Source organism: Agromyces indicus, assembly GCF_031432295.1.
In the GTDB taxonomy this organism is placed as follows: domain Bacteria; phylum Actinomycetota; class Actinomycetes; order Actinomycetales; family Microbacteriaceae; genus Agromyces; species Agromyces indicus.
In genome coordinates this window covers 1,092,801-1,118,415 of sequence record NZ_JAVKGS010000001.1, presented here as the reverse complement: position 1 = coordinate 1,118,415, position 25,615 = coordinate 1,092,801, and the positions used below count along the sequence as shown (strand labels likewise).

Annotated in this window: 27 protein-coding genes; 11 read left to right on the top strand and 16 right to left on the bottom strand. The window is 73.7% G+C overall.

The features are described 5' to 3' along the window. Positions 1-87: 87 nt before the first annotated feature. On the top strand, positions 88-1,503 hold the full coding sequence (xylB, locus tag RH861_RS05385) for a xylulokinase (RefSeq protein ID WP_310520107.1): 1,416 nt from the start codon (positions 88-90) through the stop codon (positions 1,501-1,503). Further along, the gene (locus RH861_RS05380; protein ID WP_310520106.1) at positions 1,500-2,759 is read left to right on the top strand and encodes an endo-1,4-beta-xylanase; all 1,260 of its coding nucleotides are present in this window, start codon (positions 1,500-1,502) and stop codon (positions 2,757-2,759) included. Before xylB ends, RH861_RS05380 begins: the two co-directional genes overlap by 4 nt. An 88-nt stretch (positions 2,760-2,847) precedes the next feature. On the opposite strand, the gene RH861_RS05375 is transcribed toward RH861_RS05380, so the two are convergent. The 4 genes from RH861_RS05375 to RH861_RS05360 are packed head-to-tail and all read right to left on the bottom strand — an operon-like array spanning position 2,848 to position 5,669. Next, the gene (locus tag RH861_RS05375) at positions 2,848-3,951 is read right to left on the bottom strand and encodes a glycerate kinase (protein ID WP_310520105.1); all 1,104 of its coding nucleotides are present in this window, start codon (positions 3,949-3,951) and stop codon (positions 2,848-2,850) included. Beyond that, a complete protein-coding gene (locus tag RH861_RS05370; RefSeq protein WP_310520104.1) occupies positions 3,948-4,703 on the bottom strand; it encodes a ThuA domain-containing protein in 756 nt (251 codons plus the stop codon). Before RH861_RS05370 ends, RH861_RS05375 begins: the two co-directional genes overlap by 4 nt. Then, positions 4,700-5,080: a bleomycin resistance protein gene (locus tag RH861_RS05365; protein WP_310520103.1), complete on the bottom strand. Its 381-nt coding sequence runs from the start codon at positions 5,078-5,080 to the stop codon at positions 4,700-4,702. Before RH861_RS05365 ends, RH861_RS05370 begins: the two co-directional genes overlap by 4 nt. Positions 5,081-5,132: 52 nt before the next feature. Next, positions 5,133-5,669 carry a putative immunity protein gene (locus tag RH861_RS05360; RefSeq protein WP_310520102.1) on the bottom strand — a complete coding sequence of 179 codons (537 nt, stop codon included), beginning with the start codon at positions 5,667-5,669 and terminating at the stop codon, positions 5,133-5,135. Positions 5,670-5,884: 215 nt separating this feature from the next. On the opposite strand from RH861_RS05360, the gene RH861_RS05355 reads away from it, so the two are divergent. Next, positions 5,885-6,556, top strand: coding sequence for an SRPBCC family protein (locus tag RH861_RS05355; protein WP_310520101.1), 672 nt, complete (start codon positions 5,885-5,887; stop codon positions 6,554-6,556). A 150-nt stretch (positions 6,557-6,706) separates the two neighbouring features. Next, entirely contained in the window at positions 6,707-7,903 is a 1,197-nt protein-coding gene (locus RH861_RS05350; protein ID WP_310520100.1) for an MFS transporter, read from the top strand. Here the strand turns inward: RH861_RS05350 and RH861_RS05345 are convergent. Beyond that, a complete protein-coding gene (locus tag RH861_RS05345) occupies positions 7,884-8,948 on the bottom strand; it encodes a DUF2510 domain-containing protein (RefSeq protein ID WP_310520099.1) in 1,065 nt (354 codons plus the stop codon). The two genes, RH861_RS05350 and RH861_RS05345, sit on opposite strands and share 20 nt — an antisense overlap. Positions 8,949-9,149: 201 nt before the next feature. Here RH861_RS05345 and RH861_RS05340 point away from each other — a divergent pair, with 201 nt between their 5' ends. From RH861_RS05340 to RH861_RS05330, 3 genes are all read left to right on the top strand, one after another. Next, positions 9,150-10,220: a LacI family DNA-binding transcriptional regulator gene (locus RH861_RS05340; protein WP_310520098.1), complete on the top strand. Its 1,071-nt coding sequence runs from the start codon at positions 9,150-9,152 to the stop codon at positions 10,218-10,220. A 136-nt stretch (positions 10,221-10,356) separates the two neighbouring features. Beyond that, positions 10,357-11,892, top strand: coding sequence for an arabinosylfuranosidase ArfA (gene arfA / locus RH861_RS05335; protein WP_310520097.1), 1,536 nt, complete (start codon positions 10,357-10,359; stop codon positions 11,890-11,892). A gap of 39 nt (positions 11,893-11,931) precedes the next feature. Next, the gene (locus RH861_RS05330) at positions 11,932-13,332 is read left to right on the top strand and encodes a GNAT family N-acetyltransferase (RefSeq protein ID WP_310520096.1); all 1,401 of its coding nucleotides are present in this window, start codon (positions 11,932-11,934) and stop codon (positions 13,330-13,332) included. Between the two features lie 3 nt (positions 13,333-13,335). Here RH861_RS05330 and RH861_RS05325 read toward each other — a convergent pair whose 3' ends face one another. The 4 genes from RH861_RS05325 to RH861_RS05310 form a co-directional block, all read right to left on the bottom strand. Next, positions 13,336-14,469 carry an AI-2E family transporter gene (locus RH861_RS05325; protein WP_310520095.1) on the bottom strand — a complete coding sequence of 378 codons (1,134 nt, stop codon included), beginning with the start codon at positions 14,467-14,469 and terminating at the stop codon, positions 13,336-13,338. 69 nt (positions 14,470-14,538) lie between these two features. Beyond that, a complete protein-coding gene (locus RH861_RS05320) occupies positions 14,539-15,621 on the bottom strand; it encodes a serine/threonine-protein kinase (protein ID WP_310520094.1) in 1,083 nt (360 codons plus the stop codon). Positions 15,622-15,973: 352 nt separating this feature from the next. Beyond that, positions 15,974-16,540, bottom strand: coding sequence for a MarR family winged helix-turn-helix transcriptional regulator (locus tag RH861_RS05315; RefSeq protein ID WP_310520093.1), 567 nt, complete (start codon positions 16,538-16,540; stop codon positions 15,974-15,976). Positions 16,541-16,606: 66 nt separating this feature from the next. Further along, positions 16,607-17,263 carry an NUDIX hydrolase gene (locus tag RH861_RS05310; protein ID WP_310520092.1) on the bottom strand — a complete coding sequence of 219 codons (657 nt, stop codon included), beginning with the start codon at positions 17,261-17,263 and terminating at the stop codon, positions 16,607-16,609. A 35-nt stretch (positions 17,264-17,298) separates the two neighbouring features. On the opposite strand from RH861_RS05310, the gene RH861_RS05305 reads away from it, so the two are divergent. Continuing rightward, positions 17,299-18,108: an MBL fold metallo-hydrolase gene (locus tag RH861_RS05305; protein WP_310520091.1), complete on the top strand. Its 810-nt coding sequence runs from the start codon at positions 17,299-17,301 to the stop codon at positions 18,106-18,108. 54 nt (positions 18,109-18,162) lie between these two features. Here the strand turns inward: RH861_RS05305 and RH861_RS05300 are convergent, their stop codons facing one another. The 4 genes from RH861_RS05300 to RH861_RS05285 all read right to left on the bottom strand — a co-directional run bounded on the left by RH861_RS05300 (position 18,163) and on the right by RH861_RS05285 (position 21,701). Then, positions 18,163-18,972 (bottom strand): TerC family protein, encoded by an 810-nt coding sequence (locus RH861_RS05300; RefSeq protein ID WP_310520090.1) that lies wholly within the window; start codon positions 18,970-18,972, stop codon positions 18,163-18,165. Between the two features lie 28 nt (positions 18,973-19,000). Continuing rightward, positions 19,001-20,551 carry a lipase maturation factor family protein gene (locus RH861_RS05295; RefSeq protein WP_310520089.1) on the bottom strand — a complete coding sequence of 517 codons (1,551 nt, stop codon included), beginning with the start codon at positions 20,549-20,551 and terminating at the stop codon, positions 19,001-19,003. Positions 20,552-20,631: 80 nt separating this feature from the next. Further along, entirely contained in the window at positions 20,632-20,988 is a 357-nt protein-coding gene (locus tag RH861_RS05290; RefSeq protein ID WP_310520088.1) for a hypothetical protein, read from the bottom strand. A gap of 137 nt (positions 20,989-21,125) precedes the next feature. Then, positions 21,126-21,701, bottom strand: coding sequence for an NADPH-dependent F420 reductase (locus RH861_RS05285; protein WP_310520087.1), 576 nt, complete (start codon positions 21,699-21,701; stop codon positions 21,126-21,128). A gap of 101 nt (positions 21,702-21,802) precedes the next feature. Between RH861_RS05285 and RH861_RS05280 the strand changes: the two genes are divergently transcribed. From RH861_RS05280 to RH861_RS05270, 3 genes are all read left to right on the top strand, one after another. Beyond that, positions 21,803-22,324 (top strand): MarR family winged helix-turn-helix transcriptional regulator, encoded by a 522-nt coding sequence (locus tag RH861_RS05280; protein ID WP_310520086.1) that lies wholly within the window; start codon positions 21,803-21,805, stop codon positions 22,322-22,324. Positions 22,325-22,423: 99 nt separating this feature from the next. Next, positions 22,424-23,047, top strand: a complete 624-nt coding sequence (locus RH861_RS05275) for a ClpP family protease (protein WP_310520085.1) — start codon at positions 22,424-22,426, stop codon at positions 23,045-23,047. Further along, a complete protein-coding gene (locus RH861_RS05270) occupies positions 23,044-23,655 on the top strand; it encodes a ClpP family protease (RefSeq protein ID WP_310520084.1) in 612 nt (203 codons plus the stop codon). Before RH861_RS05275 ends, RH861_RS05270 begins: the two co-directional genes overlap by 4 nt. Before the next feature lie 148 nt (positions 23,656-23,803). On the opposite strand, the gene RH861_RS05265 is transcribed toward RH861_RS05270, so the two are convergent. The 3 genes from RH861_RS05265 to RH861_RS05255 all read right to left on the bottom strand — a co-directional run bounded on the left by RH861_RS05265 (position 23,804) and on the right by RH861_RS05255 (position 25,507). Next, positions 23,804-24,256, bottom strand: a complete 453-nt coding sequence (locus RH861_RS05265) for a helix-turn-helix domain-containing protein (RefSeq protein ID WP_310520083.1) — start codon at positions 24,254-24,256, stop codon at positions 23,804-23,806. An 84-nt stretch (positions 24,257-24,340) separates the two neighbouring features. Beyond that, positions 24,341-24,643 (bottom strand): DUF1540 domain-containing protein, encoded by a 303-nt coding sequence (locus tag RH861_RS05260; RefSeq protein ID WP_067946433.1) that lies wholly within the window; start codon positions 24,641-24,643, stop codon positions 24,341-24,343. Positions 24,644-24,751: 108 nt separating this feature from the next. Next, the gene (locus tag RH861_RS05255; RefSeq protein WP_310520082.1) at positions 24,752-25,507 is read right to left on the bottom strand and encodes a hypothetical protein; all 756 of its coding nucleotides are present in this window, start codon (positions 25,505-25,507) and stop codon (positions 24,752-24,754) included. Positions 25,508-25,615: the final 108 nt, after the last annotated feature.

Genomic DNA, 25,615 nt, shown 5'->3' with positions numbered 1-25,615 from the left:
GACGAAGGAGCGTACCGAGACCTCTCACCCGGTCTCGATACGCGCTTCGCGCTACTCGACCAGCGGAAATGTCCGAAGGAGGACACCGTGGCCCTCGTCGCCGGCGTCGACTCGTCGACGCAGTCGTGCAAGGTCGTGATCCGGGATGCCGCGACCGGGGCGCTCGTGCGCTCAGGCCGGGCACCGCATCCGGACGGCACCGAGGTCGACCCCGCCGCGTGGTGGGGCGCGCTGCTCAGCGCGTTCGCCGACGCGGGCGGCTTCGAGGGCGTCGAGGCGGTGTCGATCGGCGGACAGCAGCACGGCATGGTCGCGCTGGACGCCGATGGGCGCGTCATCCGCGACGCCCTGCTCTGGAACGACACGCGCTCGGCGCAGGCCGCCCGCGACCTGATCGCGGAGGTCGGCGCCGGCGAGTACGCGCGTCGCACCGGCGTCGTGCCCGTCGCGTCGTTCACCGCGACGAAGCTGCGGTGGCTTCGCGACGCCGAACCCGAGAACGCGGCCCGCGTCGCCGCGGTCGCACTCCCCCACGACTGGCTGACGTGGCGGTTGCGCGGCTTCGGTCCGGCCGGCGAGTCCCCGCTCGGACCGGTGCTCGACGAGCTCACGACCGACCGCTCCGATGCGTCGGGCACCGCGTACTGGGGCCCCGACGGCTACGACCGCGACCTCCTCGTCCGGGCGCTCGGCCACGACGCGGTCCTCCCGCGCGTGCTCGGCCCGGGCGAGGCCGCCGGTCGCACGCCCGACGGCATCCTCGTCGGTCCCGGTGCGGGCGACAACGCGGCGGCCGCACTCGGGCTCGACGCGGCATCCGGCGACGTGGTCGTCTCGATCGGCACGAGCGGCACGGTGTTCGCCGTGACGGATGCCGCCGTCGCCGACGTCTCGGGCACGGTCGCCGGGTTCGCGGATGCCACGGGGCGGTTCCTGCCGCTCATCGCCACGCTCAACGCCGCGCGCGTGCTCGACGCCACCGCGACGCTGCTCGGCGTCGACCACGCAGAACTCGGTCGCCTCGCGCTCGAGGCCGAGCCCGGGGCATCCGGTGCCGTGCTCGTGCCCTACTTCGAGGGCGAGCGCACGCCGAACCTGCCCGACGCCACCGCATCGTTCACCGGGCTGACGCTCGCGAACACGACGCGCCCGTCGATCGCGCGCGCCGCCGTCGAGGGACTCCTCTGCGGGCTCGCCGACGGGCTCGACGCCGTGCGCTCGCAGGGCGTCGAGGCGCGCCGCGTGCTGCTGATCGGCGGCGCCGCGCAGAACCCGGCGGTGCGGCGCATCGCCGCGCAGGTGTTCGACGCGCCCGTCGTCGTCCCCGCCCCGGGCGAGTACGTCGCCGACGGCGCCGCCCGACAGGCCGCGTGGGTGCTCCGCGGCGAGCGACCCGCATGGCCCGTCGAGATCGCGGACGAACTCGCACCCGACACCCGACCGACGATCCGATCGCAGTACGCGGTCGCCGCCGCACGCGCCGCCGAGGAGACCGCCGCATGACCACCACCGCCCGAGTCGCCGCCGCCGGCGCCGGCCCCGAGCATCGCCTCGGCACGACGACGCTCCAGGTGACGGATGCCGCGGGCGCCCCGCTCGCCGACACCGAGGTCGTCGTCGAGCAGACCCGCCACGCGTTCACGTTCGGCAACATCGGCTTCGACCTGGTCGGCCTCGCGAACGGCCGCGGCGAGGCCGGCGACGAGGAACTCGGCGAGCGCTACGTCGAGGTGTTCAACGCGGCGACGCTGCCGTTCTACTGGCGCGACTTCGAGCCCGAGCCCGGCCGGCCGCGCACCGACGAACTGCGTCGAGCCGCCGAGTGGTTCCGCGACCGCGGCGTCGCGGTGAAGGGGCATCCGCTCGCCTGGCACACGCTCGCGCCGCAGTGGCTCCTCGGCCGACCGCTCGACGAGGTGGAGCAGACGCTGCGCGAACGCATCCGCCGGGACGCCGGCGGGTTCGCGGGCCTCATCGACACGTGGGACGCGATCAACGAGGTCGTCATCATGCCCGTGTTCGAGGCCGAGGAGAACGCGATCACGCCGCTCGCGCGCGAGCGCGGACGCATCCACATGATCCGCCTCGCCTTCGAGGAGGCTCGCGCCGCGAATCCGAAGGCGACCCTGCTGCTCAACGACTTCGACCTCTCGAGCGCGTACGAGTGCCTCATCGAGGGCGTGCTCGAGGCTGGCATCCGCCTCGACGCGATCGGCCTGCAGACGCACATGCACCAGGGCTTCCGCGGCGAGGAGGCGCTCGTGAAGATCGCCGACCGCTTCGCCCGGTACGGACTGCCGCTGCACTTCACCGAGACCTCGCTCGTCTCGGGCGACCTCATGCCCCGGCACATCGTCGACCTCAACGACTGGCAGGTCGACGAGTGGCCGTCGACGCCGGACGGCGAGGCGCGCCAGGCCGACGAGCTCGAACGCCACTACCGTGCCCTCGTCGGCCACCCGGCCGTCGAGTCGATCACGTACTGGGGCATCACCGACCGGGGTGCGTGGCTCAACGCACCCATCGGGCTGCTGCGCGCCGACGGCACGCCCAAGCCCTCGTTCGACGCGCTCCGCGACCTCGTGAAGGACGAGTGGTGGCTGCCGCCGACGACGACGCGAACGGATGCCGCGGGGCGGGTCGCCGTCCGCGGCTTCGCCGGCGACTACGCGGTGCGGCCGGCCCGCTCGACGGATGCCGCGGCCGCGACGTTCACGGTCGCGCGCGGCGCCGACGCCGAGGCATCCGTCACGCTCTGACCGCGGACGCGAGCGCGCGTTCTCGCGACGAGTGCGCGGCCGTTGCGGCGCGCGCTCGTCGCGCCTGCGCGCACTCGCGGCTCTCCGCTCAGGTGAGGGTGCGCGCGAGCACGGCGCCGGCCGTCTCGAGCCAGCGGAGCGGCTCGGCCATCGCGGCCGTGCCACCGCCCGCGAGGTCGGTGAGCGACGCACGGGCGGCGAAGCCGGAGGCATCCGCCTCGATGGCGCCCGCGACGAGCGCGACCGGCACGCCGGCGGCCGCGGCGCGGGCCGCGACCTCGCTCGGCGCCTTGCTCGCGGCGGACTGGGCGTCGAAGCGGCCCTCCCCCGTGATGACGAGGTCGGCGCCCACGAGCGCGGCGTCGAGTCCGATCGCGTCGGCCACGGCGCCCGCGCCGGCGGCCATCGTCGCGCCCCACGCCAGCAGTCCGAAGCCCGTCCCGCCGGCGGCCCCCGCACCCGGTGTCGCGGCGAGCGCCTCGCCGCCCGGGATCGCGTGCGCGAGCCGCGCGAGATGCTGATCCATAGCCCCGATCATCGCCGGCGTCGCGCCCTTCTGCGGCCCGAACACCGCCGCCGCACCGCGCGGACCGAGCAGCGGATGGGTCACGTCGCCGAGGATCAGCGCGCCGCCGGGCGGGAGCCGGCGCAGCCGGGACAGGTCGACGTGCGCGATGGCGCCGACACCGCGCGCGCCGGACGCCACCGGCTCGCGGTGCGCGTCGAGGAACACGCCGCCGAGCGCGGCGAGCACGCCCACGCCCCCGTCGGTCGATGCGCTCCCGCCGATCGCGAGCAGCAGCCGCGCGGCGCCCGCGTCGAGTGCCGCGGCGATGGCCTGGCCGAAGCCGAACGTGTGCGCGTCGAGCGGTCGCAGCCGGTCGAGCAGCGTGATGCCGCTCGTGAGTGCGAGTTCGACCACGGCGGTGCGGTCGGGCAGGCGCAGCCACGCGGCATCCGTCGGCCGGTCGTCGGGCCCGCGGACCGTGACCGGCACCCGCTCGGCACCCGGCACGGCCGTGGCGAACGCGTCGAGCGTGCCCTCGCCGCCGTCGGCCATGGGCTTCGCGACGAGCTCGTCGGCGGGCGACACCGTGCGCCAACCGCGGGCGAGCGCCCGCACGGCATCGGTCGCGGTCGCGGTGCCCTTGAACGAGTCGGGGGCGAGGACGACCCGCCGCGCGGCGCTCACGCCGGCGACACGCCCGTCCACCCGCCCGTCGGCGCCGGCACGTGGGAGAGCCAGTCGAGCGCCCGGGCGAGGAGCACGCGGTGCTCCGCGGAGTCGTACGACCGGGTGTCGTGGCCGAGCGCGTCGTACACGAGGCGGGACCGCCCGAACTCGCGCGCCCACACGAGCGGGTACCGGAACCCGCCCTCCTCGTGCTCGGCGATCGGCTCGATGACGTCGTGCAGGCGGAGGCCGGTGTAGCGCTCGTCCTCGAGCGTGAAGTCCTCGAGCCCCTCGCGGATCGGGTGGTTGCCGATGAGGTGCACGCGCGCCTCGCCGAACGGCGGATGCCACGACACGTCGTCCTCCCACCGACCCCCGAGTGCGCGGTGGAACGTCGGGTGGTCGCGCAGGCTCGACGCCGCCGAGTGCACGGCGAGGATGCCGATACCGCGATCGACCGCGGCCGCGAGCGCGGTGTCGTCGACGGTCGCACCGTCCGACGCCGCGGCGTCCACCCCCTCCGGCAGGGGGCTGTCCGGGTCGCCCGCGTTGACGACGAGCAGGCGCACGTCGTCGCCGAGCGTCGCGAGCGCGGCATCCACGTCCTCCCGCACCTCGACGTCGAACCCCGCCTCGCCGACGATGGCCGCGAGCCGCTCGGTGGTGTCGGGGTACGGATGCCACGGGTCGGCGTACCGCCCGCTGCCGCTCAGGATGATCGCGCGCATGGGAGCTCCCTCGGTCGGCGAGTCGACGGTGGACGGACTCACGCTGGCTCCTCGATGAGGGTGAGCAGGTTGCCGTCGGGATCGACGAGGTGCCCGGCGCGCAGGCCCCAGTCCTGGCGTCGCACCTCGTGCAGTCGCGGGAAACCCTGCTCGGCGACGGCCACGCCGGACGCTGCGATCGCGTCGGCGAGCTCGTCGACGTCGGCGACCCGGATCGTGCAGCGGCTGGCGCTCTCAGCCGGGTCGAGCCCCGGGAACGGGAAGAACTCGAGCTGGAGCTCGCCGCGGCGGAGGATCAGCCAGCCCTCGTCGCGGAAGCGCCGCTCGAATCCGAATCCGGCGTAGAACGCCTCGGTCGCGTCGAGGTCGCGCGACGGCAGGTTGGGCAGCGCTCGATCACGCACGGCGGTGTGGGTCATGAGAGGCATCATGCCCGTGATCGGGCCCCGCGGCCACCGTCCGGCGCCGGAATCAGGCCCGCGCTCGCAGGACCGCGTCGAGGTGGCGCAGGAGCTCGCCCACGCGGCCGCCGCCGCCGGGAGCCGGCGGGTACCGCCGGAGCACGTCGACGACCGCGTCGGGCACGTCCGGGAGCTCCTCGTCGAGGAACGCCTCGCCGACCCCTCGGACGTCGTCGGCCTCGAGCTCGACGGCTCGCGCCGCGCGTGCGGCGGATCCGAGGATGTGCTTGACCTGGTCGGCGTGCGCGAGCGGATGCAGGAAGGCCGCACCGGCGGCGGCACTCGCGGCGTGGGCGGCCTCGGCGGCGACGGGCGAGTCCACCGACTGCGTCGCCCGGTAGGCGCGCCAGGCGCTCGTGCGCAGGGCGTTGGTCCGCGCGCCGCCCTCGGCGAAGGCCCAGGCGGCGTCGATGGCCTCGCGCGGGCGGGCATCGTCCGGCGCGTCGCGTTCGAAGAAGGGCAGCACCTCGCCCGCGCACCGCGCCGCGAAGCGCGCCACCTCGCGGAGGTCGTCGTCACCGAGGTCGATCGCATACGAGTCCCTCATGGCACCATCCTGCACCGCGGAAATCGGCGTCGGCTGGGCGGGACGGCGGTCGGCGCGACGACCGATGACGCGTGCGGACGCCCGACGACGACCGACGTGCGCCACTCCTCGGCACGTGCGCGCCCAACCTCGCTCACGCGTCGCATGCCAGGGGGGTGCCTCCCGGCGGGACCATCGACCCACCGGTACGGCGGAACCCGGTCGAGACTCGGCGCATGCCCTCCCCACGCAGCGTCGCGCCGACCGTCCTCGCCCCGATCGTCGTCACCGCGCTGGCGCTGCAGTGGTTCGGCCGGACCTACGGGTCGACGGCAGCCGAGCGACGCGCGCGGCTTCCGGGCGACGAGGTGGTCGCCGATCCGCAGATCGTGGCGACGCACGCCGCGACGCTGCCGGCTCCGCCCGAGCGGATCTGGCCGTGGCTCGTCCAGGTCGGCTGGCACCGCGGCGGGTGGTACACGCCGCGCTGGGTCGACGCGCTGCTGTTCCCCGACAACTGGCCGAGCGCGAGCCGCATCCACGACGAGTTCCAGTCGCTCGAGGTGGGCGACGTGATCCCCGACGGCGCGCCCGAGACCATGTGCGGCTTCACGGTGCGCGAGGTCGTGGCCGCCGAACGGCTGGTCCTCGAGTCGACGACCCACCTTCCGCTGTCGTGGCGGCAGCGGGACCTCGCCCGCCTGCACTGGACGTGGAGCTTCCGCCTGACGCCGGTGGACGGCGGCCGGGCGACCCGGCTCGTGTTCCGCTGGCGGGCGCGCACCGCGCCGTGGTGGCTCACCGTCGGGGCGCACCTGGTGATCGTCCCGGCGGACTTCATCATGTCGAGGGGGATGCTGCGGGGGCTGCGCGACCGCGTCCGCGAGACGCCCTCGACCTGGACCTGAGTCGGGGCCGGCCCCAGGTCGGGCCTGCCGGATGCCGCCGCGGCACCTGCCCCGGCGTACGCTTTCCGTGCGGGCAACGGATGCCGCCGCATCCGCTCGACCCACGGAGGAACCATGACCCACACCGCCGCGTCCACCGAGTGCGCCTGAGTGGGCGTCGCCACCTACCTCACCGCGGCGACCCCGCCCCGGCTCGCGGTCGGCGGGATCACCGTCGCGATCCCGGTGCTCGCGGTCGACCAGCTCGGCGACGTCGCGCTCGGCGGGCTGCTCGCCGCGGCCGCGCTGGGCCCGTCGATCGTCGCCGCGCCCGTCGCCGGGGCGATGCTCGACCGCAGCCGCCGACCCGGAGTGCTGCTGGCCGCCGCCGGGCTCGTGATCGCGACCGCCTACGCGATCGCCGCGTTTCTCGGACCCGTTCCCGCCTGGGCGGTGGCGATCGCGCTGCTCGTCGCCGGTGCGGCGACGCCCTTCGTGTTCGGCGGGCTGTCGAGCTTCGTGACCGAGCGGATCCCCGACGAGCGGCGCGCGTATGCGATCGACGCGCTCGCCTACAACCTCGGGGCCGTGGCCGGGCCCGCTGCGGTCGCGGCGGCCGCCGCGCTCGGATCGGCGCGCGTGGCGACCCTGCTCATGGCCGCGGCGGCGCTGCTCGGTGCGCTCGGCACCATCCCGCTGCGCCTGCGCCCGGTCGCGAGCGACCACGACCGCGGGTCGATGCTCGGCACGATCGCCGCCGGCTTCCGGCACATCGCCACGCACCGCCCGCTCGCGATCATCACCGCGAGCGGCACGCTCAGCCAGTTCGGCTCGGGCGGCCTCGCCATCGCCGCGGTCGCGCTGGCGGTCGCGCGCACGGGCGATGCTGCGGAAGGCGCGATCATCGTCACCGCCTTCGCCGTCGGCGGCCTCCTCGGGGCGCTCTGGAACTCCGCGCGGCCGAGCCGCATGCGGCCGGAGGTCGAGATGGGCCTCGGCTTCGCGGCGACCGGCGCGTTCACCGTCATCGCCGCGGCCGACCTCGGCCCGTGGTGGGCGGTCTTCGCGATCGGGGTCTCCGGCGTGTTCACCGCCGGCAGCGCCGCGGCGATGCTGCTCATCCGCAAGCAGCAGAGCCCGCCCGCCCTGCGGTCGCAGGTGTTCACCGTCGGCGCGGGCCTCCGCGCAGCCGCCGCCGCCGCGGGTGCCGCCGTGGCGGGCCTCGCCGCGGGCGCGGGCGCCGAAGTGCTCATCGTCGCGATCGGCGTGGTGTGGATCGCCTCGGGTGCGATGCTGCTCGCCTACCCGAAGGGCGCACCGGCGATCGACGGCTCCGCCGTATCCGGCGCTACTGCGCCACGTTCGTGAAGACCACCGACTCGTACTGGAACGACGGCGCGGTCTGCATGGTCAGCGACGCGGCATCCGCGACCGACCACGCCTCGCGCCACGTGATCGACTCGCCCGGCAGGATCGCCGTCGTCGGGGGGATGCCGACCTGGCCGCCCTCGGCGCCGACGTCGAAGATCCGGGTCGCCTCGGTGCCGCCCGACGACAGGGTCGACAGCACGACGGGCTGCACGTTCTCGGTCGAGTCGTTCGTGATCGTGAGGGTGAACACGAGGTCCTCGGCCTGGTCGGCACCGGCCGACAGGTCGGAGGGCGTGTACGGCTCCGGCTCGGAGACCGTCATCGAGACGCCGTCGTCCCAGGTCATCGTGTCGCCGAACGCGAGGCCGTCGACGGTGCCGGCGTCGGGTGCCTCGCCCTCGTCCTGCGTCGGGACGGGCGTGCCGAACTCCTCCTCGAGCTCGCGCTCGATCTGGTCCTGGATGACGCCGGAGTCGGCGATCTGCCCGAGCACGCCGACCGTGACGAACGCGAACACGAGCGCGCCGACGATCCCGCCGAGCACGGACACGACGAGGCCCGTGATCGCCGGCCACTTGCGCCCCTCGAGGAACAGGGCGACGAGCGAGAGCACGAAGGCGATCGGCAGCACGATCCAGGCGACGACCTGCACGAACGGGATGCAGGCGAGGATGAAGCCCACCACCGCGAGGGCGAGGGCGACGATGCCGAGGACGTTGACCTTCCGCGGCTCGGTCCCGGGGGCACCGGCGGGACCGCCCGGGGCGCCGACGGCGCCGTATGGCGCGTATGGGTCGGCCGCGCCGGCGCCCGGCGCGATGGAGTACGGGGTGGTCGCGGCGTACGGGTCGGTCGAGCGCTGGGTCTCGTACGGCAGCGTCGCCGACTGATCCGCCGCGGCGGTCGCCGCCGCGCCCGGGTCGTAGGCGCCCGCGCTCGCGAGCGGCGCGGTGTGCTCGGTCCACTGCGTGCCGTCCCAGTAGCGACGCTGTCCGCGGCCGTCGTCGTACCAGCCGGCGGGAGGGTTCGTGGCATCCGTCATGCGCGCGATCCTCCCACCGCCCGGGCGGTACGGTGGGGCCGAAAGGCCCTCGTGCAGCGGATGCCGCGGCATCCGCTCGATCGCGTCGGCATGCCCGGCGTTCCGACGTCTTCGGAACCCCCGGGCCGAACGGCCCAGCCGGACCCCCGGTCGGGCAGTAGCATCGAGGCGCCCGACCGGGTGCGACGAAGCGGAGGAACCATGGCCGGCGCACACAGCACGCAGGGGGCCCCCGCGACGCTCCACGACGTGGCGCGCGAGGCCGGCGTCTCCCTCGCCACCGCCTCGCGGTCGCTCAACGGCAGCACCCGCAAGGTCAACGAGGAGTACCGGCAGCGGGTGCTCACGGCGGCCGCGAAGCTCAACTACTCGCCGAACCTCTCGGCCCAGGCGGTCGCTCGCGGCACCACGACGACCGTCGCCCTGCTCGTCGCCGACATCGCCGACCCGATCTTCTCGCAGATCGCCGCGGGCGTCGTTCGCGAGGCCGACCGGGAGCGACTCGTCGTCACCGTGGCGGCCACCGACCGCGACCCGGAGCGCGAGCTCGAACTGGTGCGCACCATGCGCGGCCAGCGACCGCGCGTGCTGATCCTGGCCGCCTCGCGCCGCGAGGACGACCCGCACAACACGGCGCTCGAGGCCGAGCTGCGGGCCTACGAGGCCAACGGCGGGCGCGTCGCGTTCGTCAGCGCGACCGACCTCGACTTCCGCACCGTCCGGGTCGACAACCGCATCGGCGCCGAGGCGCTCGCGCGCGAGCTCACCGGCCTCGGCTACCGCCGGTTCGCCGCGATCACGGGCGACGACGGCATCCGCACGGCCGACGAGCGCCTCGCCGGCTTCCGCGCCGGGCTCGAGGCGGGCGGCGGAACGCTCGAGCGCGTGGTGCGCCAGGACTTCACCCGCGACGGCGGCTACGAGGGCATGCGCCGGCTGATCGAGCAGGGGCTCGACGGCATCGAGCTCGTCTTCGCCGCGAACGACGTCATGGCGGTCGGCGCGATGTCGGCCGTGCGCGATGCGGGGCTCACCCCCGGCGCGGATGTCGCGGTCGCCGGGTTCGACGACGTGCCCATCGTGCGCGAGCTGACGCCCCCGCTCACGACGGTGCGCACCCCGCTCGAGGAGGTCGGCCGCCGCGCCCTCCGCCTCGCGCTCGGCGACGCCACCGAGGAGGACGAGGCACCCGTCCGGACGGAGGTCGTGCTGCGCGCCTCCACGCCGGGTCGCGCGTCGACGCGCGACGCCGAGCAGGTGCCGACCGCCTGACGACCTCACCGGTGCAACCGAATGCCGGTGCCGAACCGAATGCCGGTGCCGAGCCGCGTGTCAAGGAAGGGTCGTTGCGCCTCGATCGATGCGATCATTCGTGGACACTCGCGTTCCCGATCGCACTGAGAGAGCCATGACGCAGACCGCCCGCATCACCGTCCACCCGTCCTTCGTCGTCGGCGAGATCGACCGGCGCCTCTTCGGCTCGTTCGTCGAGCACCTCGGGCGGGCGGTGTACACCGGCGTCTTCGAGCCCGGCCACCCGGCGGCCGACGCAGACGGCTTCCGCCGGGACGTCATCGACCTCACCCGTGAGCTCGGCACGAGCGTCGTGCGCTACCCGGGCGGCAACTTCGTCTCGAACTACTTCTGGGAGGACGGCGTCGGCCCGGTCGACGAGCGCCCCACCCGCATCGACCTCGCGTGGCGCACCATCGAGCCGAACACGTTCGGCACCGACGAGTTCATGCGGTGGGCCCGCACGGCGGGCGTCGAACCGATGCTGGCCGTGAACCTCGGCACGAGGGGGGCGGATGCCGCGGCGAACCTGGTCGAGTACTGCAACATCCCGGGCGGCACCACGTGGAGCGATCGGCGTCGCGCGAACGGCGCGGAGGAGCCCTACGGCGTGAAGCTCTGGTGCCTCGGCAACGAGATGGACGGCCCGTGGCAGATCGGCCACAAGACCGCCGAGGAGTACGGTCGGCTCGCCAGCCAGGCCGCACAGGCGATGCGTCGCGTCGATCCGACGATCGAGTTCGTGGTGTGCGGGTCCTCGGGCCGCGAGATCGCGACCTTCGGGGAGTGGGAGCGCGTCGTGCTCGAGCACACCTTCGACGACGTCGACTACATCTCGGTGCACGCCTACTACCAGGAGCGCGACGGCGACCGCGCGTCGTTCCTCGGCTCGGCGGCGTCGTTCGAGGCGTTCCTGCGCGAGGTGATCGCGACGGCCGACGCCGTCGCCGGGCGTCGCCGCTCCGACAAGCGCATCCGGCTCTCCGTGGACGAGTGGAACGTCTGGTACGTCGACGAGTTCGCCGGCGAGGAGAACCTCGACCTGCGCGAGCAGCCGCGACTCATCGAGGACGTCTACTCCGCCCTCGACGCCGTCGTCGCGGGCGACCTGCTCGCGACGCTCGTCCGCAACGCCGACCGGGTCGCGGTCGCGTGCGTCGCGCAGCTCGTCAACGTCATCGCGCCCATGCTCACCGAGCCCGGCGGCGAGGCGTGGAAGCAGACCACGTTCCATCCGATCGCGCTCACCGCGGCGCACGCGCGCGGCGTCGCGCTCGACGCACGGATCGAGGGGCCGCGGCTCGCGACCGCGAAGCACGGCGACGTGTCCGGCGTCTCCGGCACCGTCACATGGGATGCCGGGTCCGGTTCGCTGGTGGCGCTGCTCGTGAACCGCACCGCCGAGCCCGTCGAGGCCCGCGTCGAGCACCTCGGATTCGCCGACGTGGCCCTCGCCGAGGCCTCCGTGATCGTCGGCGACGACAACGTTCGCGGGGCGTCGTCGACGGATGCCGCGGCCGATCTCGCCGCGCGCGGCGCCGCCGCCGCACCGCAGCCGCTCGACGGCGTCACGACCGACGGCGAGGTCTCGACGGTCGTGCTGCCCGCCGAGTCGTGGTCGCTCGTGCGCTTCACGGCTCGAGTCGCCTGAGGTTCCGCCCGCCCGGTTCCGGCTCGATAGTCTGGATCGATGGCGTTCGAACCCCGCTCGATCCCGATCGACCCCGATGCGAAGGCGGCCCTCGCCCACCGGGGCCTCGAGTACCGCCTCATCGATCCCGGCGACACCGCCGCGCTCGACGCGTGGATCGACGCCGACCACCGCGGGTTCCACCACGCGCGACCGCGCGACGTCGGGCAGGAGTACGACCGGGCCGTCATGTCGGAGCGGCGCGTGCACGGCGTCTACGACGCGGGCATCGCTGAGCCCGACGTGCCCGTCGCGACGGTCTCGAGCTGGCCCGCCGGGCTCAGCGTCCCGGGCGGGCGCAGCGTCGACGGCTGGGCCGTGAGCTCGGTCACCGTCTCCCCCACGCATCGGCGCCGGGGCATCGCCCGGGCGCTGATGGAGGCGGAACTCGCGACCGCCAAGCGCGCGGGCGCGGCGGTCGCGATGCTGACCGTGACCGAGGCCACGATCTACGGGCGGTACGGGTACGCGCCGGCGGCGAAGTCCACCACGGTCGAGGTCGATCGCCGCCGCGCAAGGTGGACCGGCCCCGACGCACCGGGCCGGGTGCACTTCGTCGAGCCGTCGAGCCTGCGCGAGCAGGCCGCCGCCATCTCACGACGCGCCGTCGCACGCACCCCGGGCGAGATCGATCGCTGGCCGGGTGCACTCGACCGCATGCTCGGCCTCGTCGATCCGGAGTCCGACTCGTCGCGGTCGCTCCGCGCCCTCCGCTACGACGACCAGCACGGCCAGCCGCAGGGCTTCGCGACGTTCCGCGTCACGCGTGAACCGAACCAGCCCGGGTGGGCGGAGTTCGACGTGCTCGCCGCCGCGACGGACGACGCCGAGCGCGCGCTCTGGCGGGTGCTCGTGGAACAGGACTTCGTCGCCGGCGTGCGCGGCCTGCTGCGCTCGGTCGACGAACCGCTCGAGTGGATGCTCGAGGACCCGCGCGCCGTCACCGTGCGCGACGTCGCCGACCACCTCTGGGTGCGGATCATCGATCCGGCCGCCGCCCTCACCGCACGCCGGTACGGCGCCGCGGGCGAGCTGGTACTCGACATCGACGACCCGCTCGGCTACGCCTCCGGGCGCTACACGCTCCTCGCCTCGGCCGACGGCAAGGCCGTCGTGCACGTGCCGCGAGGAGACGCCGCGACGCCGGAGCCGGCGGCGCCGCAGCGCGAACGCGCCCGCGCACGCGCGGCCGGCGAATCCGGCGGACGGGCCGCGCGTGCCGCCGAGCCGCGGTCGATCCGGCTCGACGTGCGCGACCTCGCGTCGATCTACCTCGGCGGCGTGCGGCCGTCGGTGCTCGCTCGGGCGGGCCGCATCACCGAAGCGTCCCGCGGGGCGATCGAACTGGCCGAGCGCATGTTCGCCTCGGCGCGCACGCCGCACCTCAGCATCTGGTTCTGACCCCTACGCGGCGTCCTGCCGTGGGAACACGACCTTCTCGACGACGATGATGAGCGAGGCGGCGACGGGGATAGCCACGAGCGCGCCGAGGACCCCGCCGAGCGTGCCGCCCGCGACGGCCGCGATGACGACGAGCGCCCCGGGCACGGAGACCGCGCGGCTCATGATGCGCGGGCTCAGCACGTACGCCTCGACCTGCATGTAGACCAGGTAGTAGATCGCCGCGGCGATGCCCGTCTCGGGCGAGGCGGTGAGGCTCACGAGCGTGATGATCACCGCGCCGGTGAGGGTGCCGACGAGCGGCACGAGCGAGCAGAGGAAGGCGACGAACGCGAGCAGGAACGGCGCGGGCGCGCCGATGATCGACAGGAACACGAGGCTCAGCACCCCGTTGACGGAGGCGAGGCTGATCTGCCCGATCACGTACCGGCCGACCGATCCGGTGATCTCCTCGGAGACCTCGGTGAAGCCGTTGCGCGAGGACGCCGGGACGAACCGCCCGGCGTAGCGCTTCATGGAGTCGAGCGAGGCCAGGAAGAAGAGGGTCAGGATCAGCACGATCGTCGCGCCGGTGAGCCCGCCGAGGATCCCCGCGCCGACGGCGAGCAGGCCGCCCGTGAGGTTGGCGATGTTGCCCGGGTCGCCGAGCCAAGCGCCCACCGAGGCGATGCCGTCCTCGATCCAAGACGAGCCGCCGGCGAGGCCGCCGATCCAGGCCACGAGGTCGCTGTCCCGGACGTCCTCGACGATCTGGTCCCAGTTCTGGACGATCTCGGTGACCTGGGCGACCACGAGAGGCACCGCCGTGGCGATGATCGCGACGAAGGCGCCGATCACGACGACGACCACGAGGAGGATCGACAGCCACCGCGGCATCCCGCGGCGCTGCAGCCAGCTGACCATCGGGTCGAGGCCGAGCGCGAGGAACAGGGCGAGCGCGATGTAGAGGATGACGGTGCTGAGCTGGGTGATGATCCCGCCGAGGAACAGCGCGAGCAGCACGCCGAGCGCCCCGACGAATCCCATCCGGAAGGCCCGCACGCGGACCTCGGGCGTGCCGGGGGGCGCCTCGGCGGTGAGCTCGGCGTGTACGGGCGCCTCGGGCTGCCGGACCACTCCGGCGACACGTCTCCACATGCCAGTGAACCTACGCGCGCGCGGAGGGGCGCGGCGATCGGCACGCCGCCGAGCCGCGCGACGGCCCGGTCAGCCGAACGCTCCGGATGCCGCGGCGAGCCCGACCGCGATCGCCACGACGACGCCCGTGACGCCGACGGCGAGCCCGCCGACGGCGAGCAGCAGACGCTTGCGCGACGTCTCCTCGGCCTCGCCGCCCATGCGCACCCACGAGGGAGCACGTCCCTTGCGCATGGCGCTCTCGGCGAGCATGATGCGGATGATGTCGCGCATCGTGCTCGCGACGTCGTGGGCCGTCGGGCGGACCGCGGGGTCGTCGGCCGTCATCGCGGCGAGCAGCGCCCGCCACTCGGGCGTGAGGTCCTCGGGGATCTCGGGCGACCGGTGGAGACGCGCGAGTGCGGCCTCGATGGGGGTGCCCAGGTACTCCCGCTCGCCCTTCAGCGCCTCGAGGAGCACGAGGCCGAGCGAGTAGATGTCGGTTGCGGGCGTGACCTCTTCGCCGCGCGCCTGCTCGGGCGAGATGTAGGCGGCGGTGCCCATGATCGTGCCGTGGCCGGTGAGCCGGGTGCCGTCGACGAACTGCGCGACGCCGAAGTCGGCGAGCCGGGTGAGCAGGGTGTAGCCGAAGGTCGGCACCTCGCTCACGAGGATGTTCTCGGGCTTGATGTCGCGGTGGATGACGCCCTGCCCGTGGACGTAGCTCAGCACGTCGGCGACCTGCGCGCCGATGTCGGCGACCTGGCGGGGCTTCAGCGGACCGTCGGCGAGCTGGTGCGCGAGCGAGAGTCCCTCGACGAGCTCCATGACGATGTAGCGCCGCTCGACGCCCGCGTGGATCAGGATGCCCGCGTCGTAGACCGGGACGAGCCCGACGTGCGTGAGTCCGCTGAGGAGATGGATCTCTCGTTCGCGGCGCTGCCGGTCGGCGACCGTCTCGTCGCTCTCGCGGAACAGCTTGATGGCGACGTGCCGCCCGAGCTCGTTGTCGCGGGCGCGGTAGACGTCGGCCATGCCGCCCGAGCCGATGTGCTCGAGGAACTCGTACCGCGGGGTGGAGTGGTCCTCGGCGCCGTAGGGCGCGGCCTGCGCCGCGTACTCCTCGGCGGCCGTGGGGATCGGCGTCTGCGTGGGCGCCGGCACGTATGGCATCGCGCGGGGATCCGTCCGGCGGGACGGGTCCGTCTGGAGCGACGGGTCCGTCCGGGATCCGTGCTCACCGCGGAGGGTGGGATCGGTTCGGACACCGACGCCGTCGATTCCTCGCGGCCCGGCGTGGCGCGGCTGACCAGGGGGTGACGCCTCGCTCATTGCGGCCTCTTCTCTTCGGCCTGCTGGGGACCGACTCCACGCCGGCGATGGTCTCGAGGCGTGTAGCTAGTTTATCTAGCTAGCTTTATTGTGGAACGACACTTCACTAGATTCTTCCGAATTCGGATACACGGGGCAAACCTGCCCGACCGGGCTTGACTCCCGGGAACCGGTGTGCGTCGGCGAAGCGCCGTCAGGAGGCGGAGCGGGCGCTCTCGATCGGCGAGACGGTGGCACCGGAGTCGGGCTCGCGGGGCACCTCGACGGCGGCCTGCTCGCTCACGCTGTCGACGGCGTCGCGCATGCGCTCGAGGAAGTAGAGCACCGTGCCGGCCTGCTCGGCCTCGAGCCCTTCGGCCACCTCGATCATGCGGCGGTGCATCTCGCCGAGCGTCGCGCGGACCTCGTCGTCGCTCGCGATGGTGGGCGCGATGACCAGCGCACGCCGGTCGGTGGGATGGGGCCGTCGCTCGACGTGCCCCGAGCGGACGAGCCGGTCGATGAGGACGGTCGTCGACGCCGAGGAGATGCCGAGGTGCGCGGCCAGGTCCTTCGGGCTCACGGTACGGCCCTCCCCCTCGCGCTTGAGGAGGAAGCGGATGGCGAGCAGGTCGGTCTCGCCCATCCGCATCGCGGATCGGGTCCGACGGCGCATGGCGGCCTCGGCGGCGCGGTAGTCGCGCAGTGCATTCAGGACGGCCACGCCCCGGCGGGTCCGATCGTCGGAATACCAGTACCCCGAAGATCGCTCGTCAGCCATTCTTCAAGCCTACACGAACTCGATACTAGACAGTCTAGGAATCGACGGCGGATGGGGCGGAGCGGCTCAGAACGAGCGCTGGTACTCCCACGGCAGCCCGCGCATGACCAGGCGGTGCCGGGGTCCGCTATCCCCCGCCGCCGTCTCGTCCGCGAACGCGGCGTCCTCGCGCCAGTAGAGCACCCGGCGGTCCTCGCCGAACCGGCCGACGTACACCTGCTCACCGCCCTGGCGCAGCGCCGCGAGCACGGAGTCGACGGATGACGCACCGCTGAGCCCGTGCAGCGTGACCCACGTCGGCGGGTACAGCGTCATCGTGCCCGCGGCGTGCCGGTCGAGCGCCGCCTCCGGCCGCAGCCACGCGGCAGCCACGAGCTCGTCGGCGGCGAGCGCATGCTCGCCCTCCGGGGCGCGCGCGGCGAAGAAGCGGGTCCGCAGCCGCTTGGGCACGCCCTCCGGCGGGCTCCACAGCGCGAACGCCACGAGTTCGTCGGGGTCGAGGCCGAGCCCGACCTCCTCGAGGGTCTCGCGGACGGCGGCGCGCCGCGCGGCGGGCTCGGAGTCGATCGGGTCGCCCGCGGCATCCGCTTCGTCGACCGCGCCGCCGGGGAACACCCACGCCCCGGCGAACGATCCCCGGTCGCTCGGGCGCTCGGCCAGCAGCACCTCGACGCCCTCGGCGCCGTCGCGGAGCAGCACGACGGTGGCGGCGGAGGCATCCATGCCGGCCAGCCTAGCCCGCGGGTACACTGCCGAGCGTGCCCGACACCGCCGACGCCACGCAGCCCGCCGACGCCCGACCGCCCGTCGAGGCGACGCTCGTCCGGGCGCCCAATCCGGGCCCGATGACGCTCGACGGCACCAACTCGTGGGTGCTCCGGGGCGCGCACGCGCGCGGGTCCGTCGTCGTCGATCCGGGGCCGACGGATGCCGCGCACCTCGAGCGCCTCGCCGAGGGCGGCGTCGAGCTCGTGCTCATCACCCACCGCCACCCGGACCACACCGAGGCGGTCGACGCGTTCGCCGAGCTCACCGGCGCGCCCGTCCGCGCGATGTCCGACGAGTGGTGCCGCGGCGCCGAACCGCTCGTCGACGGCGAGCGCCTCACGGCCGGGGGCGTCGACCTCGAGGTGCTCGCGACGCCCGGCCACACGGCCGACTCCGCGTGCTTCGCGTTGCGCCGCGGCGACGCACCCGAGCCGGTCGCGGTCCTGACCGGCGACACCGTCCTCGGCCGCGGCACGACGATCATCGCCCACCCCGACGGCGCGCTCGGTCCGTACCTCGACGCCCTCCGGCGCCTGCGCGCGATCGGCGCCGCCGGCGGCCCCGTCGCGGTCCTCCCCGGGCACGGTCCGGCGCTTCCCGACCTCGCCGCGATCTGCGACGCGTACCTCGCGCACCGCGCCGAGCGACTGGACCAGGTCCGCGACGCCCTCGCCCGCGTCGGCGCCGAGGCGTCCGCCGAGGCCGTGACCGACCTCGTGTACGGCGACGTCGACGCGGGCGTGCGGTTCGCCGCCGAGGCATCCGTTCGCGCGCAGCTGGCCTACCTGCGCGGCGAATGAGCGAGGGGCGGATGCCACGCGGCATCCGCCCCTCGACGAGCGCGGTCGGTCGGCTCAGCGCTCGACCGGCTGGACCTCCTTGACGGTGCCGGTGTCGTCGACGTACTGCTGGTGCAGGTGCACGGGCTCGGTCGGCTTCGCCTCGGCGCGCTTGCGCTTGCGGGCGGCGGCGGCGAGGTTCAGCACCTCGACGAAGATCGCGAACGCCATCGGCACGTAGATGAGCGCCTTGTCGATCTTGAAGCCGAAGCCGTCGGCGATCAGGAACACGCCGATCAGCAGCAGGAACGACAGCGCCAGCATCTTCACCGTCGGGTGCTTGTTGACGAACGCGAAGATGTAGCGCGCCGCGAAGAGCATGATGCCGAACGACAGCACCACCACGGTGATGATCACGATCATGTTCTCGGTCATGCCCACCGCGGTGATGACCGAGTCGAGCGAGAAGACGATGTCGAGCACGAGGATCTGCGCGATGACGGCGCCGAACGTCGCGGTGCCCGCGCCGGTCGTGTGCTCCTCGGCCCCCTCGAGCTTGTGGTGGATCTCGGTGACCGCCTTGTAGACGAGGAAGAGGCCGCCCGCGATGAGGATGACGTCGCGACCCGAGAAGCCCATGCCGAAGAGGGTGAACAGCTCCTCCTTCAGCGAGATGACCCAGCCGGCGGCGAACACCAGGCCGACGCGCATGAGCATCGCCAGGGTGAGGCCGAGGTTGCGGGCCTTCGCCTGCTGCTCGACGGGCAGCTTGGCGGCGAGGATCGAGATGAAGATGACGTTGTCGACGCCGAGCACGACCTCGAGCACGAACAGGGTGAGGAACACGGCCAGCAGATCGGGCGTGAACTCGAGTGAGAAGTCCATGGCGGACATTCTCGCCCACGCGAGCCCCTCAGCGCGTATCGACCTCGCCCAGCGCGATCGGCGGGATCGCGGTGCCCAGCGGATGCCGCATCCACACGTGTCCCGTGCGCCGGTGCTCCTCGCGGGTGGCGAACGTGAACAGCTCCGTGCGGGCCCGCACCGCGCGCGGCCGCTCGCCGTCGAACGGGTCGTGGGCGAGCAGCCGCAGCGTCGCGGCATCCGCTTCGAGGAGCTTCTCGAGGAACCGCAGGAACCACACCTCGTGGATGCGCCCGAGCGGCAGGAACCACATGAGCCAGTCGAGCCGCAGGTGGTACGGCGCGAACTGCCGCGGGATGCGCGCCGGGTCGCCGGGCTTGCCCTTGAAGCCGTACTCGCGCCACTCCGCGTCCCGGTCGCGCGGGTCGTCGACGGTGCCCTCGACGATGATCTCCACGCGCTCCTTCGTGACCGTGCCGAAGGCGCCGTACGCGTTGACCAGCATGAACCGGTCGAAGCTCGCGTTCATCAGCTGCCGCTTGGAGAAGAGGTTCATGAGCGGATGCCGGCTGAGCCAGACGATCAGCACGGCGACCGCGAGCACGATCGCGATCCACCACGGCGGGCTCGTGGCATCCGCCGTCGTCTGGATCGCGTCGAGCGGCAGCCACGGCAGCAGCCACTGCACGGCCTCGTCGCCCACCGCGCCGAACGCGAGGACGATGGTGATCCAGTTGAGCCAGGCGAAGTTGCCCGTGACCACGAGCCAGAGCTGCGTGGCGATGATGATCGCCGCCGCGATCGTGCGGATCGGCTGCGGCGCGAACAGCAGGAACGGCACGACGAGCTGCGCGGCGTGGTTGCCGAGCACCTCGAACCGGTGGAACCACGCGGGCAGCAGGTGGGCCCGGCGGCTCAGCGGCCCGGGCATGGGCTGGGTCTCGTGGTGGTACATGAGCGCCGTGAGGTCGCGCCACTCGCGGCCGCCGCGGATCTTGATCATGCCGGCGCCGAACTCGAGGCGGAACACGAGCCACCACACGAGCACGATCGTCGGCAGCGGCGGCGGCACCTCGCGCGACCCGAGGAACGCGACGAGGAACCCGGCCTCGCACAGCAGCATCTCCCAGCCGAAGCCGTAGAACGTCTGCCCGACGCTCACGATCGACAGGTACAGCGCCCACAGCGCGAGGAACACGAGCATCGGCACCCACGGCGGGCCGAGCTGGGGCAGGCCGACGACGACGGATGCCGCGAGCACCATGCCCGTCGCGCACACGGCGACGAGCCTCGCGTCGCGGTAACCCCAGCGACGGAAGATCGTGGGACCGAGGTAGCCGAGTCGCCGCGTACGCCGGAGGAACCCCACCGGCCGCCCGGCGCGCTCCTCGCGGTCGCGGGCACGCTGCTCGGCGCCGCGCACCGCCTCGAGGAGCTCGGGCACGGGGAGCAGGCCGCGTTCGCCGAGGAGCGGGCGGAACTGGTTCAGCGTCGACAGGAACGCGACGAGGAAGAGCGCCGCGATGCCGCGCTGGAGGACCTCGCGCGCGAGGTCGGCGTCGCGCGCGTCGAACCACGAGAACCAGTCGGCCCAGTCCACGGCGTCACGCTATCCCGGGACCGGCGCGGGGCGCGGGCCGTTCGGCCCGCACCCAGCACGTGCTCCGGACACCGGCCGGCTCAGGCAGGCGGGTTCTCGGGGTCGAGGGTCTCGATCGTCTCCTGCTCGACCGCGTTGTCGGCCTCGAGGTCGTTCGCGTCGGTGCCGCGGTCGCTCGGCTTCGGCTCGGGTCCGGTGTCGCCGACGCCGCCCGCGGCGGTCTGCTCGGCGTCGCGCGCCTCGCGGTCGGCCGTGTCCGAGTCGAGCATCGCGTCACCGTGCCCGCCGCTCGTCCCGCCGATGGTGCCGCCCGTGTCGCTCATGCGTCCTCCGCTGATGGTGTTGATCGCGCCGGTGAGATCCGGCGTCTTCTCGTTGAGGTCGCCCGCAGGGCCGAGCCGATCCCGGCTCTCCCACGGGTTGAGGGGATCGTTCATCCCACTGCACCTCCTGTGGTTGCTACGGGTTCCACGCTCCTCGCGCGGGCGCGGCGCGTCAACGGGTTGACACCTCGACATGCCGACGCGCCCCGGGCCTGGCGGCTCGGGGCGCGTCAGACGGCAGCGGTCGCCGGTCAGGCGACGAGCGCGACGCCCGCGTTCCAGCCGACCTTCTCCTGCACCGCGAGCGTGAGCTGCAGGAAGCCGACCGACTCGAGCTCGCGCGCGCGGGCGAGCGAGCCGGCGTCGACCGCATTCAGACCGCCGGCGCGCACGACGTCGAGGAGCGCCTGCTTGGCGAGGTCGTCGTCGCCCGCGACGAGCACGGTGGTCGGCTGCGCGCCGCCCACGGTCTTCGCGGCGAGGGTCGCGGCGAAGTTGGTGTTGAAGGCCTTGAGGACGCGCGAGTCGGGCAGCGCCGCGGCGAGCTCGGCGGCGGCCGACGAGTCGGCCGGCACGACGAGCGAGTCGAAGGTCGCGAAGTCCAGCGGGTTGGTGATGTCGACGACGACCTTGCCCGCGAGCTGCTCGCGGCGCGCCTCGACGATCGCGGCGACCGAGGGGTAGGGCACGGCGAGGATCACGATGTCGCCCGTGACCTGCGCTCCTTCGTCGCGGCCGACGTACTCGACGGTGTTCCCGCCCGCCGCCACGATGCCGCCGATGGCGGTGCCCATGTTGCCGTTTCCGATGATGCTGACCGTCGTCATGAGATTCCTCTCCGCGTCGGATGACGCGATTACTTGTATCGACAACCAACACCGTAGCTCCGATCAGTTGTCGCGTCAACCAAGTGTGCGAGAATGAGGGCATGACGGATGAAACCCGCTGGCTCAGCACCGAGGAATCGGCCGCTTGGGTTCGCCTCGTCGCCCTCACCGAACTGCTGCCCGGCGCCCTCGACGCCCAGCTGCTCCGCGACGCGCAGATCACCCACTTCGAGTACGTCGCGCTCATGGCGCTCGCCGCCGCCCCCGACCGCACCATGCGCATGACCGCGCTCGCCGCGCGCACCAACGCCACGCTCCCCCGACTCTCCCACGTCGCGCGCCGCCTCGAGGACCGCGGGCTCATCCGCCGCTTCCCCTGCCCCGAGGACCGCCGCGCGACCAACGCCACCATCACCGACGCCGGCATGCGACTCATCGACGACGCCGCGCCCGGCCACGTCGAGACCGTCCGCCGCAACGTGCTCGATGCGCTCACGCCCGAGCAGCTCCAGCAGCTCTACGACATCGCCGGCGCCGTCCTCACGCGCCTCGATCCCGACGAGCGGCTCACCGCGACCGCCTGCCAGTTCAGCGAGGGCCCCGCGATCGCGCGCGCCGGCTGACCCGCGGCCGGCACCACCTCCCGGCGCCTCCGCCGAGGGCAGATCTGCCCGCGGCAGCATCCGCCCCGCGGCATCCGCTCGACGCGCAGGCTGGACCGCATGAGCGATCGAGAGACCCCACCCGTCCAGCCCATCGACGCCGAACTCACCCGGCGGCTCTTCCACGAGCGCATCATCGTGCTCGGCGACGAGCTCGACCAGGCCGGCGGCAACCGCATCTGCGCCCAGCTCGTCGCGCTCGCCGCCGACGACGCGCGCCGCGACATCCGCTTCTGGATCAACTCGCCCGGCGGCTCGGTGCCGGCGATGCTCGCGATCCACGACGTGATGCGCGCCATCCCGAACGACGTCGCGACCATCGCCGTCGGCATGGCCGCGAGCGCCGGGCAGTTCCTCCTCACGGCCGGCACCCCCGGCAAGCGCGCCGCCCTGCCGCACTCGCGGATCCTGCTCCACCAGGGATCCGCGGGCATCGGCGGCACGGCGGTGGACATCGAGCTGCAGGCCGACGACCTGCGCCACACACGCGACACCGTCCTCGGGCTCATTGCGCGCTACACCGGCCAGACCGTCGAGCGGATCGCGCAGGACTCGCTGCGCGACCGGTGGTACACGGCCGACCGGGCCATGGAGTACGGATTCATCGACCACGTCACCGAGCGGTTCGACGAGCTCTTCCCACTCGAACCGCGCGCCGTCGCCGGACTGGGGGTGCCCGCATGACCAGCTACACGATCCCGTACGTCGTCGAGAAGCGCGGCGGCGTCGAGCGGTCGCTCGACGTGTACAGCCGACTGCTCTCCGAGCGGATCGTCTACCTCGGCACCGAGATCGACGACGGCGTCGCGAACGTGCTCATCGCGCAGTTCCTCCACCTCGCGTCCGACTCGAGCGAAGCGCCGATCAGCCTCTACGTGAACTCCCCCGGCGGGTCGCCGAGCGCCGCGCTCGCGGTGTACGACACGATGCAGCACATCCGGCCGGAGGTCGCGACCACGTGCGTCGGCCGCGCCGGCGGGCCCGCCGCCGTGCTCCTCGCGGGCGGTGCCCGCGGGCGGCGCTCGATGCTGCCGCACAGCACCGTGACGCTGCACCAGCCGTCGACGCAGGGCCGCGGAGCCGTGCCCGACCTGATCCTGCACGCCGACGAGGTGCTGCGCGTGCGCGGAGAACTCGAGGCGGCGCTCGCCGCCGACACCGGCCGCCCGGTCGAGGCGATCCGCACCGACACCGACCGCGACCTGATCCTGCCCGCGCACGCCGCGGTCGACTACGGCCTCGCCGACCAGGTGCTCGCCGCCCAGGCCGTCGCGGCCCTCACCCACCGCTGACCTCGCCCGCCCCCCTCCCCGCCCGTCCCGCCCCGCCCGGGCCGCGAGATGACGCGAACGGCTGCTCGACCGGCTCGCGCGGACGATTCGTGTCATCTCGCGGAGCGACGGGGGGCGGGTGGCGAATGGGGGGCCGACGGCCCGCGGGTCAGGCGGCCAGGAGGAAGACGTCGGCGACGCCGGCCGACGGCGTCGGCGCGGGGGCGAGGATGTCGTGGGCGGTTCTGGGGAGCGGCGCGGGGACGTGGACGTCGTGGGCGGGTCCGGCGATCGGCGGAGCGGACACCGGCGCGGGCGAACCCGTGTCGGCCCGCGCGGGGTTGCGAGCGCCGAGGCGCCCCGCGACCCGGCCGACGACGTCGGCGAGCTCGAGCCCGAGCGCGTCGGCGACGGCACCGAGGACCTCCGACGAGGCCTCCTTGCGGCCGCGTTCGACCTCCGACAGGTACTGCGGCGAGACGCCCGCGGTCGCCGCGACCTCGGTGAGGATCCGGTCCTGGTCCAGGCGTTCGCGGCGGAGCACCTCGCCGAGCACGTGCCGCCACAGCGGCCGCGCGGCGCGCGACGGTTCGGCCTGCGGGAACTCGATCAGCCTGCCCATGTGCCGAGGCTACGCACGCCCCGGCTCCGGCGACAGGTCGATCCGCTCACAGCAGAACGCCCGCGGCCTCGCGCCCCCGTCGGGTCAGCGGGGCTCGTACGTCAGGCAGTCCGCATCGACCGCACCGGGCCCCACGCGCACGGCCGTCGCGGTGCACTCCAGCGAGTCGTTGTGCACGCACTCCGACCGCTGGCACGCGCCGACGTGGGAGATCACCTTGTCGAGCCCGCCCTTCGTGCCGAGCGGGATGAACGTGGCGCACTCGGCGTCGCCCACCGAGCCCGCGATGGTGACCGCGGCGGCGTGGCAGCTCGAGTGGTCGTTGTACGAGCACCCGGTCACCGAGCATTCGGCGACGGCGGGCAGTTCGTCGAGGGTCATGCTCATGGTGACCTCCTGAGGTGGTGTCGACCGGCAGGTGCGGGCGATGCTACTCCGCGGGGCGACGCGCGACCAGACCCGATGCGCGCGTCGCGCCGGAATCGAGGTCGCCGGTCAGAGCAGCCAGGGGTCGATGCCGAGGTCGTCGGCCCGCGGCGGCTCGGCGATCGCCGGAGGCGGCGGCATCCGTCGTCGCGCCGCGGCCGCCGCACGCCCCTGCACGACGCCCTTCGCGCCGGTCGCGCCCGCGCCGAGCCGCACGAGGTCCTTCGTGGGCGGGCCGGTGGGCAGGTCGCGCGGGAGCGCGCCGGCGGCCACGATCCACCGCGGCAGGCCGAGCAGGCCGAGCACGCGAGCCAGCCGCTCCGACTCGTAGACGCTGTCGGTGTCGAGCTCCTCGCCGAGCACCTCGGCGAGCTCCTCCGCGGCATCCGCTCGCCCCACCGCCTCGGCGAACGCCTCGGCGTGCTCGACGCCGAACGGCTCGGCGAGCACCTCGTCGTCGGCGCCCGGTTCTCGCGACGGGTCGCTCGAGTAGCGCCCGAGCTCGTCGGTGCCGCGGAAGGCCGCGAGCACGAGCTGCCGGTCGAGCCGCACGCGCGCGACGACCACCACGGTGTGCAGCGCCGCCGCGAGCGCCGCCCCCACCTCGAGGACGCCGCTGCGGGCCGTCGCCACGGTGCCGTCACCGGGGTCGCCGAGCGCGACGACCCAGCCCGACTCGGCCGGGGCGACCCAGCCGGTGAAGCGGATGCCGCGGAGCGCGTCGACCACGAGCGATTCGTCGCCGATGCGCACGAGCGCGGCGCCGTACGTCTCGCCGATGGGGCCGCCCCCGTCGGGCGTGCTGCCGGGGATCGCGTACGTCACGCCGTCCTCCCGTTCGCCATGTCCCGATGCTCGCACGGATGGCGCGCGACCGCAGCCGCAGGCCCGTGCCGCGGGCGTCCTGGGGGGAGGGACGTCCGCGGCACGGGC